Genomic DNA, 11,499 nt, shown 5'->3' with positions numbered 1-11,499 from the left:
CGCCCGAATATGGCACTCGGAGGCATCACCCCTAAACAGAAGTTGGCCCTGGTGGCCTGATATCTATTTCTGGCGAGTATTAAAAATGGGGGGATTACCATCATTTTCAAACGCTCAATCTCTGCCCGCTGGGCAGAGACCAGAGCCTTCAAGGCTTGAAGATCGGCAGGCAGGGAGTCGGTCGAGAGAGTCATGACCGAATGTTACTTTGGATTTTTCCAGCGTGGCAAGTCAGACCGCAGGGACGGGTGCTGTACGAATTGGCCTGCGCCAATCAATGCCGTCCAACAGCATCGACAACTGCGCAGCCGTCAGCGACACGCTGCCGCTGGTTGCTTGCGGTCAGACGAAACGCCCTTGCTCCAGCCGTTTGCAAAACAGGCACAACCCGTCACCGTCCCACCACAGCAATTTGATCCGGTCACCGCGCCGTCCGCGAAAAGCAAAAATCTGCCCCGAGAAAGGATCTGCTTCAAACTGAGTCTGCACCCGTGCGGCTAAACTGTCGAAGCCACGGCGCATGTCCGTGACGCCGGCAGCGATCCAGATGCGGGTTCCAGCGGGAGGAGCAATCATCGCAGTAACTGCTGCAAGATGATTTGCAGGATCTGTGTATTTTGTCATACCCACCCTCCTTATGTTGATGTCCAACATTTGGGGGTCAGATCAAATGATGGACACTATTTTTGCTAATTTTGGACGCCCTCAGGAGTGGGTACTGGCCGGACGGTTACGCATCTTCTCGGGACTGCATGTAGTCATCTGACGTAGTTTCTCTTCGTTACCACCCTCGTAAAGTGGCTAGTAGCCACTGTACAACGGCAGCATCACCTCGTACTGTGAGTCCACCCCTTATATAACCTCTTCTTACTCCACTCTGTTCCGTTTCCGAGCTGATCAACCTAAACAGGGGGAGGTACTTAACCAGATCTCGAGGTAACAGGTACCATGCAAGAGACATACTCAGAAAACCCACACAAAAGTGAGGCTCGTCCCGAGTTTTGGCAGCTTTCCATGCGCTGCTGCCAAGTGGCTGGGTGCGTCGATATCGCCTTTTTCTTTATTTTTCTCATTATGGGCTCTCCCATTCTGGCCTGGATAAATGTCGTTAGCGTAGCAATGTATATCTACGCCTATCGCGCGTTTGACCAGCGACGCAACCGGCTTGCGATCCTGCTGATACGCACAGAAGTGCTAGTGCATGCGGGACTCGGAACAGTACTGGTGGGCTGGGGAAGTGGTTTCCACTATTTTTTGCTAATGTTCATTCCAGCCCTCTTCGTCAGTATGCGTGCCCACAGCGCCTGGATACTCGCCGGTTGTTTATGGGCCTACTATGTGGGGTTGGATGTGCTGATGTGGTACATCCAGCCTCTGCAGCCCATCTCCTCCAATGCCCTGTTAGCTGTGCATGTTTTCAACCTTACCGTGGTGTTCTGCATGTTCAGCTACCTTGCGTTGTTCTATGTGATCACGGTAACCCGTGCACACAAGAGTTTGGCGCGGATGGCAACGACAGACTCGCTGACGGGCCTGTTCAATCGTCGGCACATGATTGCGCTGACTGAGAAGGTACTGGCACGGCACCATAGACGCCCCAGTAACCTAACGCTGATGCTGATGGATATAGATCACTTCAAGCAGATCAATGATAAATACGGTCACGACACGGGTGATCGGGTACTCGAGGGCTTGAGCCATTTACTCAAACGCTCAATGCGCGAACAGGATTTTATTGGCCGGTGGGGCGGCGAAGAGTTTCTTGCTGTACTGCCGGACACGGATCTTGACCAGGCCGCTGAAACCGCAGAGCGTATACGCAAAGCGATCGATGCATTGGAAACTGAAAGCGAAGACCATAAGGTCAGAGTGTCTCTATCCATCGGTATCACCCAGTATCGCGATGAAGAGGTACTCAGCAATGCCATTGCACGAGCCGACTACGCGCTCTATAAAGGCAAGTCAGCTGGACGCAACAGGGTAGAAGTAGAGCGGGCTTAGTAGCCTGCTTCTGGCCGATTGCTGCTCCTGGCCACAGCCAGCCAGTGCTGTATGAACGCACGTGCGACTGCCCCACCGCCTAAGCCGTTTGTAAACACCCAATGATGCATCAATTTAAAGGGAAGTTGGTGCCCGGTTTTGTAGGGGCAAGTCCAGAAAATCAGTTTATAGTGGCGCTTCAGTATCAATCAAAATCTCGACAAGTACGTTAAAGGATAGGATTCATGCTTCTTAGTAGCTATAGCAGCGTACTCGTCACTTTTTCACTGATTGTCGCCATTCTTGCTTCTTACACAGCCCTCAATATGGCGAGTCGAGTATCCGACTCAAACAGAAGAGCATCCGCTTTATGGCTTATCGGTGGCTCGTTCGCCATGGGGTTTGGCATCTGGTCGATGCACTTTATTGGCATGCTTGCCTTTAATCTTCCTATTTCTCTAGGCTACGACTTACCGCTCACCCTCCTGTCACTGCTGATGGCCGTCGCGTCATCTACCTTCGCGCTTTGGATGGTTTGCCAGAAATACCTGCCTTGGACCCGTCTGTGCCTGGGCGCGGTCTTGATGGGTTGCGGTATTGCGGCTATGCATTACGTTGGCATGGCGGCCATGTTGATGACGCCGAGTGTGGTTTATATTCCCTGGATAGTTGCTCTGTCCATTATCGTCGCAATTCTTGCCTCAGGATCGGCTTTGTGGCTTGCCTTCCGTTTGCGCAGGGATTCAAAAAGAGCTACCTACACCCGTATCGGGGCCTCTCTGGTCATGGGGTGCGCCATCGTTGGTATGCATTACACAGGGATGGCAGCCGCGCAGTTTCCTGCAGGCAGCTTCTGCGGGGCGTCTAACAATGGCATCGATACCAAGTGGCTGGCCGTGTTGGTGATCGTTGTAAGTCTAGCCGTTTTCGCCATTGCCTTGATCGTTTCCATGCTTGATGTACGTACAAGGGTACTGGCGACTTCACTTGATCAGGCTAACAGCGAACTTATTCAGCTGGCATTACGCGATAACCTGACCAAGCTACCCAACCGCGTCCTTTTGAACGATCGGCTTGAGCAAGCCATTCAGAAATCCGCTCGGGAAAAACGCCATTTTGCAGTTCTGTTCATGGATTTGGACGGTTTTAAAGCCATCAATGATGTCTATGGTCATCACGCTGGCGATCGTCTGCTGATCGAAGTTTCGCAGCGAATATTACGAACCAAACGCAGCGAGGACACCGTAGCCCGCTTGGGCGGTGACGAGTTCGTTTTGTTGATTGACCCAGGGGAGCCCGAAGATGCGGCAGTGCTGGCACAACGGCTGATCGAGAGTATTGGCAAGAGTTACAATATCGACCGCAATAGCCTCCACGTCTCAGCGAGTATTGGCATCGCCTTGTTTCCCAATGACGGACTTACCGCACACGAGCTTATGGTCAACGCAGATGCGGCTATGTACCACGCCAAGGATCAAGGGCGGAATGGTTATGCCTTCTTTGAAAGCACCATGAATACGAATGCCCATCAGCAAATGCAGCTTCAACAAGATCTACACAATGCATTGGATCAAGGCGAGTTCCTCCTGCATTACCAGCCTAAACTGATCGCTCCCAACGGCCCAATGACCGGGGTCGAGGCGCTGTTACGCTGGCAAAATCCGTTACTTGGCCTGGTGCCACCGGATCGATTTCTGCCACTTGCTGAAAGAACCGGGTTGATTATTCCCATCGGTAATTGGGTCATTAACGAAGCCTGCCGGCAACTGCGCGAATGGCATGACGGGGGTCATTCGGACTGGAATATTGCGGTCAATTTGTCTACCGTTCAACTGGAACACCCCAGCCTGGTGAATGTGGTGAGCGAAGCTTTGGAGCGACACGCCCTAGATGCCCGACACCTGACTCTTGAGATCACAGAATCAACCGCCATGCGTGATGCAGAGGCCAGTTTAGTGATACTGCAGCGACTGTCAGAACTGGGTTTGAATATTTCCATTGATGATTTCGGGACAGGCTATTCCAGCCTGCTCTACCTCAAGCGGTTACCCGCCAATGAACTGAAAATCGATCGCGGCTTCGTCACGGAACTCGCTCAAGGCAACGACGATGCAGCGATCGTCTCAGCGATAATCGCGCTAGGCCAAACGCTGGGGCTGAAAATTGTCGCCGAAGGGGTGGAAACGACAGAGCAGCAAGAGCTACTGACCGGGCTGGGCTGTCATACACTGCAAGGCTTTTTACTTGGAAAGCCCATGCCAGCAGAACTTTTGATCAAAAGCCTGACTGTAACAGGGCCTACCGATTCAACCACCACCCTAGAATTAGCGTAAAGCAATCAGTAACTGGAAACCGAACGATCTAACGCGCATTCGATTGGTATCACTGACGTAATTGGGTAGTCCAGTAATGCAAGTCGATCATGGTCTGGCGCTTCTACTGAGTAATCTGAGGGAACATTGCCTTGCGGGCGTCATCATCCATTTCGGTCTTGTAACTGTGCTGAGTCTTCAGCGCTTCAGCACGCTGTGCAGCCGGTCGTGTGTTGATCTCGTCGAGTAGACGTTTGACGTTCGGAAGTTTTTCCCAAGCTTCATTACCCAGAATGAAAGGTACCGCGCGCGCCCAACCCCATACGGCCATGTCCACCAGCGTGTACTCACTTCCGAGCATGTAAGGCTGGTTGGCCAGGTGATCGTTGATGATTGTCCAGTGACGCCAGGCTTCAAAGGTGTAGCGGGTAACGGGATATTCTTTTGGCTCGGGTGCGAAGTGCTTGAAATGCACCGCCTGACCAGAATACGGGCCAATACCGGTCGCGACGAACATGAGCCAGGAATACATCTCACCGCGAGCCTTGAGAGTGTCCGCAGGCAGGAATTTCCCGGTCTTTTCGGCCAGGTAGAGCAGTATGGCGTTGCTGTCGAACACAACGTTGTCGTCATCAACCAGTGCCGGTGTCTTGGCGTTGGGGTTAATCTTGATAAATTCCGGATCGTGCTGTTCACCCTTGCGCGTATCAACAGGGATGAGTTCGTATGCAAGACCTGTTTCCTCTAGGAAAAGCGCGACTTTGGCCGGGTTGGGTGACGGGTGATAGTAGAACTTGATCATGTTGACTCCGTGTAGTGGCTTTCAGTGAACGTTGCAAGAAATCAAGGGCGGTAGCCCAAGGCTATTAAGTGCAATACCAATAGCGTCTGTCACACACGCAGGGGCGAGGTTAACCCTTGCCAACACTCGAACACCAAGCAATACGCTGACGAGATGACTGGCACCCTGCTTTGCATCTATCCCAACAGCACCGTCTTGTTGCAGGCTGAGGGCATGCAACCGGTCTTCAAAAAATCTGCGAATTGCCTCAAGCTCATCTGCCACGGCCTGACGCAAATCTGCGTCCTCTCCATTCGCCAGAAGGGCGGAGTTCACCAGTAGACACCCACGATTCAATGGATCGTTCAGCGCGCGATCCACCACTTCAGCAAAAAACTCAGTAATGGCCATTCCTGCGTGCGGAGCCCCCTGAAGGCGCCGAATCCGCGCGCGCACGCTGCTCTCCAGATAGTGTTCAAGGGAGCGGCGATAAAGACTGCGCTTATCGCCAAAAGCGTTGTAAAGGCTTGGCTGATTGAGGCCAGTGCATCTGACGAGATCTCGGGTTGAAGTGCCCTCGTATCCCTGCGTCCAGAATGCCTCGACGGCAGCGGTTAGAACCATTGACTCATCGAATGTACGAGGGCGGGCCATTGACTGAATATGCTCTGTGGATTTATAGCCGACCATAACATACGTTTTGTATCAGTCGACACAAAATAAATTCCGAATCCTTTTTGCTCCTCAAATTTGCGCAACAGCTGCCCCTGCGCGTTTGCAAGCAGATCATCAGCCCCTCAGTCGTAACGGGTACCCCGGTAATCCCCCCTGAAAAAAGTACTCGTCGATACTGAAATACACTAGAAAACACACAATGGAGCATTGCTTGGCCTCTATTGGGGCGGGTTCAACTATCATCAGGGCGCAAGGCGCCGGTGACAGAGCAGTCGCGAATAAAACCGCAGCGTCTGATGAAATTGCAACGACAGAGCAGCACCCATTGCTCCACCCACGTTAGGTACGAGACTTCATGCAGATAGAGTTACTAGAAATTCGCGACCATCTTCACCGGTTTGCTCCTTTTGATACGCTATCGCAAGTAACCCTGGAAGCGATTGCGCAGCGCGTTGAGGTCAGTTACTTCAAAGCGGGAAGCAAGATTCTTGAAGCCGGTGAAATTATTCGCGACTTGCACTACGTGCGCAGCGGTGCGGTAGAAATCTACCGGCGCAACGGCGAGCTTTACAATCGTCTTGAGGAGGGCGATATATTTGGCCAGGCGGGCCTATTGCGCAGTAACAAGGTGCGTTTCCCAGCCCGCGCACTCGAAGACAGTCTGATTTACTTTATCCCTGCGGATGTGTTCGCCGAACTTTGCGATCAAAACGACAGCTTCGCCGACTTCGTCGAAGCAGAAGGCCACTCCAGACTCAAGTCGGCTGTCGAGGCTCAAGGGCGAGCAAGCGATTTGATACAACTCAAGTCACGCGCTTTAATTTCCCGCAATTTGGTCTGGGTTGGCCCAAGCACTTCCATCCATGAAACCGCGCAAGTGATGACTCAGGAAAGCGTCTCCTGCGTGGTTGTCCTCGAACCTGGTCAACTGGGCACTGAGAGGATGCTGGGGATCGTCACCGATAGGGATCTTCGCACAAGAGTAGTGGCCACCAATGGTAGTGCCAGCGCCATGACGGTTGCTGAAGTGATGTCAGGTGATCCGGTAGTCATCCAGGCGGATGACTCGGTATTTGAAGCCATGCTCTGCATGTTAAGGCGCAACATCCATCATCTGCCGGTAGTTCATAAAGGCCGCACCCTAGGCTTGATCAATCTGTCTGACATTATTCGGCACGAGTCGCAAAGCAGCTTGTATCTGGTCAACAGTATCTCCAACCAGACCTCTGTAACAGGTTTGCGATCTCTCCTGCGGGACTTGCGCGGCACCTATATCCGTATGGTGCGTGACGGAGCCACGGCCCAGATGATCGGTAGCGCTATTTCCGGTATCGGACGAGCCTTCACCCAACGCTTGCTCGAATTGGCAGAGAGAGAGCTAGGCCCGCCCCCCGTTCCATACTGCTTCATGGTGCTTGGGTCAATGGCACGTGATGAACAATTGCTCCTGACTGATCAGGACAACGCGCTGGTACTGGACGACCGCTTCGATCCCGAACAACACGACGAGTACTTCAGAAAACTTGCGGGATACGTCAGTGACGGGCTTGCTGCCTGCGGCTATAGCTATTGCAAGGGCGGCATCATGGCAACCAATGATCAATGGCGTCAGCCTTTGCGCGTCTGGCAATCGTATTTCACCCAGTGGATCGAAAAACCCAACGCTGCGACGCTACTTAAAAGCTGTATCTTCTTCGATCTCGACGGTGTCTACGGCGAGCTCGAATTGGTCGAGCAGCTAAAAAACTTGTGTGCGAAAAAGTCGAGTGTCACACCGACCTTTCTCAACGCGATGGCCCGTATTGCGCTGAATAGAACGCCACCCTTGGGCTTTTTCCGCACGTTCGTTATGGAAACGGATGGTCAACACAAGCATTTGATCAATCTCAAAGGTCGTGGCACCGCCCCATTAACCGATGTGATCCGCATTCATGCCTTGGCCTGCGGGAGTATGGCGCAGAACTCCTTTGATCGACTTGATGCCATCAGCGCCACAAAACTCATGCAACCGGAAGCCATCAAACATTTACGCTACACGTTGGAATTTCTGTCCATGGTGCGGATTCGGCACCAAGCCGATGCGATCGAGCAAGGGCAAAAACCAGATAACTATATTGAGCCCGAACGTATTTCAAATAGCGAACGTCACAACCTCAAGGAGGCGTTCCAAGTGCTGAGCAATGCGCAGAAGTTTTTGCGTTTCAGATATCCAGGCAGCATCAGGCCTTCGCGATGAAAAATGCGCATCCTCAGAAACGTGATGGAAGCATAGATTGGGTCGCACGGTTCCAGACACTTGCAGCGCAAGCTAAGCATCCGCTTCTAAAGCGGTTTTATCAGGCCGGCGTCGTCGACGCAGAGACACCCTTGGAGCAAGTTGAAATGCTCGCAATGGATGTTGAAACCACCGGACTAAATGCCAATGCTCACGGCATTGTCAGTATCGGTCTCCTGCCTTTCACACTGAAGCGAATACGTTGTGGCGAAGCCTTGTATTGGCTAATCAATCCACCGTCAGAGTTACGTGGCGAATCAGTCACCTTCCACCACATCACACACAGCGATATTTTAAATGCGCCGCAGTTGCCCGACGTATTGGAGACGCTTCTGGAAGCCATGGCTGGAAAAGTGATAGTCGTTCACTACCGAGCCATCGAACGGGGATTTCTAGATCAGTCGCTGCGCCGTCACACGGGAGAAGGATTACAGTTCCCAGTGATTGACACCATGCAACTGGAGGCGCGAATGCACCGAAAACAGCGCGGCTGGATTGACAGACTGTTTCGCCGCCCTCTTCTGTCGATCAGGCTGGCTGATAGCCGTACGCGGTACAACCTGCCTCAATATCACGCGCATCATGCCCTTACTGATGCACTCGCAACGGCGGAGTTGTTGCAGGCACAAATTGCCAATCACTACACCCCCTCTATTGCCATTGGTGAGCTATGGGACTGACACACAAAAAACGCCTGTAAAAAAAGGTGCATCCTCACAGATGCACCTTTTTTCTACCTACTACAACGAATCAGGATCGGGGTTCAGACATCAGGCCCTTGACCAGCGAAATACATCCGATCATTAGCACAATGGCGAAGGGCAGCCCCGTGGAGACCGCCATCGCCTGCAGTGCGACCAAACCTCCTCCCAACAGCAGGGCGATGGCGATTACGCCCTCGATGATGGCCCAGAAGACCCGCTGCGGGACGGGTGCATCGACCTTTCCTCCCGCCGTTATCGTGTCGATCACTAACGAACCGGAGTCCGATGATGTGATGAAAAAGACAATAACCAGGACAATCCCGAGGAATGAAGTTATTTCCTTGAGTGGCAGCGCCCCCAACATGGCGAACAATTTGAGCTCCAGTACAGCGTCCTTGACACCAGACAACCCCTGAATGGTTGCCTGATCGATGGCCGTCCCACCAAAGGTGGTCATCCACAATACCGACACCAGCGAAGGCACCAACAGTACCGAGATCAGGAATTCTCGAACTGTACGGCCACGACTGACACGCGCAATAAACATCCCTACAAACGGCGACCAGCTAATCCACCACGCCCAGTAGAATGCTGTCCAGCCTTGGGTGAACTCAGCATCCGAGCGACCAAACGGGTTGGAAAGTGCGGGCAGGTATTCGACATAGGTCACCAGGTTCTTGAAGAAACCAGTGAAAATAGCCACTGTTGGTCCCACAATAATAATGAATAGCAGCAACAGCAAAGCCAATCCCATATTGATCTGGGACAGCATCTTCACCCCCTTGTCCAAGCCCGAAAGCACTGACCAAAGGGCAATCATCGTGATGCCTATAATCAGCACCACTTTGCTTACATTGGTGGACTTGATGCCGAATAGGTATTCAATCCCCGCTGCTGCTTGTTCCGCACCGATACCCAACGAAGTCGCCAACCCGAACAACGTGGCAAATACGGCCAGGATATCGATGATGTGCCCTGGCCATCCCCATACGCGCTCGCCCAGCAATGGGTAAAAAATGGACCGTATCGAAAGCGGTAAGCCCTTGTTGTACGAAAACAATGCCAAGGACAACGCAACAATTGCGTAAATTGCCCAAGGGTGAAGTCCCCAGTGGAAGATAGTCGCGGCCATGGCCAAGTCGGCAGAGGCCTTCATATCACCCGCAGCACCTCCAAGTGGTGCCCAGTCAACGCGCGCTCCGGATGCATCGAGGCTAACGCCTCCCATCGCTGCGGAATAATGAGACATCGGTTCCGCAACACCATAGAACATCAGCCCGATGCCCATCCCTGCGGCGAACAGCATAGAAAACCAACCGACGTATGAGTGATCCGGTTTGGCATCTCTACCGCCCAATCGAACTTTTCCGAGAGGCGAAATAATCAGCGCCAGACACAGAACTACAAAAATGTTCGCTACGCTCATGAAAAACCAGGCCAAGTGGCCGGTCAACCAATTACGGATAGAACTGAAAAGAGGTTCAACTTCATTCTGTAGAGCCAGCGTCATAATGACAAAAAGCAATACTGTGGCTGCAGAAATGACGAATACTTTGCCATGAATATCTAAGGAGAACGAAAAGTCGCCTCTGATATTGTCCTGACCGATGACGTAATCGGTGTCAATCAGATTGGCCTCTCCGCTCGGGGCTGGTATCCCTTCTCCGCTGGGTGACTTAGGTTTTTTTTGTGAATCGTCTAGAGGGTCTCTCTGCACGATCATCTCCTTGTATTGACACGCTTCAGCGTGCGTTGGTCTGATAGCCCCGCTGTTCCTATGGTAAAAACGAGATATTTGCTCACATATTCTAGCAAACTTTTGACAATTATCTGGTAGTTGCGAGCCTCCAATGCGACGCGGATAGTTCCAGTAATTATCCAGTAGGTAGTTTGTGCTCGCTTTCAGCTACACGCCTCAATTGAGAGATAGGGGAAAGTGACAGGTGTCTGCGGTTGCCGAGTTGTCACCGAATAGCGTCTCAAAGCCGAAATCATTCAGGAAGCCAGGACGCGACAACCACCTTGAAACACGCCGCACATCAGGTCGCCGATGCATACGCCGTCCGACGCTATTGCTGTGTCGTCAGCAGCCGTTCCACTGCAAAGCCTTTGTCTTTCAATCTTTCCAGTAGTGACGCGTAAGTCTTCGGCTCTACCCGAGTTGTTCGCGACAAAATCCACAAGTATTTGCGAGTTGGCTCGCTGACGGCGGCCCATTGGTATTGTTCGTCAAGATCAATAATCCAGTAGTCCCCCCACACCGCTGGGAGGAACGACATCCACGCGGGTGCGAATCGCACCTTGAGTCTGGGAGAGTCCAGAGCACCAACTTGCCGACCAGTGGCGAGAGCAAGATGCAATTGGCCATCGCGCAATCGACACCGGTTGACCGCTTGCACCGTACCGTCGACCTGTAGATGGAAATCGGTGCGGGTGAAACCGGCGCACCTTTTCTGAAACCGGTTGGGAGTGCGGGCGATCTCGTACCAGGTACCCATGAACCGAGGCAGATCGATGCTGGCGACAGGTTGCAACGGCAGGCTCGAACTGTCTGCCTGAACGCCGATAGTGGTAAAACTCAACCCGGCCCAAAGCAGGCTAGTAAAAAGGTAGCTAACTATTCTGCGCATAGCACTATCGCTCAAGATTGGCAGTCGACGATGCATACCCCAATGCCATCGGAGAAATCGGGCGTACGTAGATTGGCCTCTCAGCTCAACGATAGACTATCGCCAGCTCAATCAGAGAAAAACCGGCATCGGGTTCGTCGCA

Annotated in this window: 10 protein-coding genes; 4 read left to right on the top strand and 6 right to left on the bottom strand. The window is 52.5% G+C overall.

Annotated features, from left to right (window positions below):
* Both ACXPVS_RS26375 and tnpB read right to left on the bottom strand, forming a co-directional pair.
* Positions 1 to 194 (bottom strand): hypothetical protein (locus ACXPVS_RS26375; protein ID WP_458512518.1); only part of this gene is annotated, 194 nt, incomplete at its 3' end.
* Positions 195 to 342: 148 nt separating this feature from the next.
* A complete protein-coding gene (gene tnpB / locus ACXPVS_RS26370; protein WP_458512517.1) occupies positions 343 to 624 on the bottom strand; it encodes an IS66 family insertion sequence element accessory protein TnpB in 282 nt (93 codons plus the stop codon).
* Positions 625 to 948: 324 nt separating this feature from the next.
* On the opposite strand from tnpB, the gene ACXPVS_RS26365 reads away from it, so the two are divergent.
* Both ACXPVS_RS26365 and ACXPVS_RS26360 read left to right on the top strand, forming a co-directional pair.
* On the top strand, positions 949 to 2,001 hold the full coding sequence (locus ACXPVS_RS26365; RefSeq protein ID WP_458512516.1) for a GGDEF domain-containing protein: 1,053 nt from the start codon (positions 949 to 951) through the stop codon (positions 1,999 to 2,001).
* 224 nt (positions 2,002 to 2,225) lie between these two features.
* Positions 2,226 to 4,313, top strand: coding sequence for a putative bifunctional diguanylate cyclase/phosphodiesterase (locus ACXPVS_RS26360; protein ID WP_458512515.1), 2,088 nt, complete (start codon positions 2,226 to 2,228; stop codon positions 4,311 to 4,313).
* A 103-nt stretch (positions 4,314 to 4,416) separates the two neighbouring features.
* On the opposite strand, the gene ACXPVS_RS26355 is transcribed toward ACXPVS_RS26360, so the two are convergent.
* Positions 4,417 to 5,094 (bottom strand): glutathione S-transferase family protein, encoded by a 678-nt coding sequence (locus ACXPVS_RS26355; RefSeq protein WP_458512514.1) that lies wholly within the window; start codon positions 5,092 to 5,094, stop codon positions 4,417 to 4,419.
* Between the two features lie 21 nt (positions 5,095 to 5,115).
* Positions 5,116 to 5,763: a TetR/AcrR family transcriptional regulator gene (locus ACXPVS_RS26350; RefSeq protein WP_458512513.1), complete on the bottom strand. Its 648-nt coding sequence runs from the start codon at positions 5,761 to 5,763 to the stop codon at positions 5,116 to 5,118.
* A 340-nt stretch (positions 5,764 to 6,103) separates the two neighbouring features.
* Between ACXPVS_RS26350 and ACXPVS_RS26345 the strand changes: the two genes are divergently transcribed.
* Together ACXPVS_RS26345 and ACXPVS_RS26340 are read left to right on the top strand one after the other, a co-directional pair.
* Positions 6,104 to 7,984: a DUF294 nucleotidyltransferase-like domain-containing protein gene (locus ACXPVS_RS26345; RefSeq protein ID WP_458512512.1), complete on the top strand. Its 1,881-nt coding sequence runs from the start codon at positions 6,104 to 6,106 to the stop codon at positions 7,982 to 7,984.
* Positions 7,981 to 8,703, top strand: a complete 723-nt coding sequence (locus ACXPVS_RS26340) for a 3'-5' exonuclease (protein WP_458512511.1) — start codon at positions 7,981 to 7,983, stop codon at positions 8,701 to 8,703. Before ACXPVS_RS26345 ends, ACXPVS_RS26340 begins: the two co-directional genes overlap by 4 nt.
* Positions 8,704 to 8,773: 70 nt before the next feature.
* Here ACXPVS_RS26340 and ACXPVS_RS26335 read toward each other — a convergent pair whose 3' ends face one another.
* A complete protein-coding gene (locus ACXPVS_RS26335; RefSeq protein ID WP_458512510.1) occupies positions 8,774 to 10,444 on the bottom strand; it encodes a BCCT family transporter in 1,671 nt (556 codons plus the stop codon).
* Positions 10,445 to 10,796: 352 nt separating this feature from the next.
* Positions 10,797 to 11,357, bottom strand: coding sequence for a lipocalin family protein (locus tag ACXPVS_RS26330; RefSeq protein WP_458512509.1), 561 nt, complete (start codon positions 11,355 to 11,357; stop codon positions 10,797 to 10,799).
* Positions 11,358 to 11,499 lie beyond the last annotated feature (142 nt).

The organism is Pseudomonas sp. Ma2-10 (assembly GCF_054330215.1).
Note: the sequence above shows the minus strand (reverse complement) of the source record. Positions and strands in the feature narration are given on the sequence as shown.

Coding starts and splice junctions, on each gene's coding strand:
- ACXPVS_RS26340 (WP_458512511.1), top strand. CDS start 7,981: ATGAAAAATGCGCATCCTCAGAAACGTGATGGAAGCATAGATTGGGTC.
- ACXPVS_RS26365 (WP_458512516.1), top strand. CDS start 949: ATGCAAGAGACATACTCAGAAAACCCACACAAAAGTGAGGCTCGTCCC.
- ACXPVS_RS26330 (WP_458512509.1), bottom strand. CDS start 11,357: ATGCGCAGAATAGTTAGCTACCTTTTTACTAGCCTGCTTTGGGCCGGG.
- ACXPVS_RS26360 (WP_458512515.1), top strand. CDS start 2,226: ATGCTTCTTAGTAGCTATAGCAGCGTACTCGTCACTTTTTCACTGATT.
- ACXPVS_RS26355 (WP_458512514.1), bottom strand. CDS start 5,094: ATGATCAAGTTCTACTATCACCCGTCACCCAACCCGGCCAAAGTCGCG.
- ACXPVS_RS26345 (WP_458512512.1), top strand. CDS start 6,104: ATGCAGATAGAGTTACTAGAAATTCGCGACCATCTTCACCGGTTTGCT.
- ACXPVS_RS26350 (WP_458512513.1), bottom strand. CDS start 5,763: ATGGTCGGCTATAAATCCACAGAGCATATTCAGTCAATGGCCCGCCCT.
- tnpB (WP_458512517.1), bottom strand. CDS start 624: ATGACAAAATACACAGATCCTGCAAATCATCTTGCAGCAGTTACTGCG.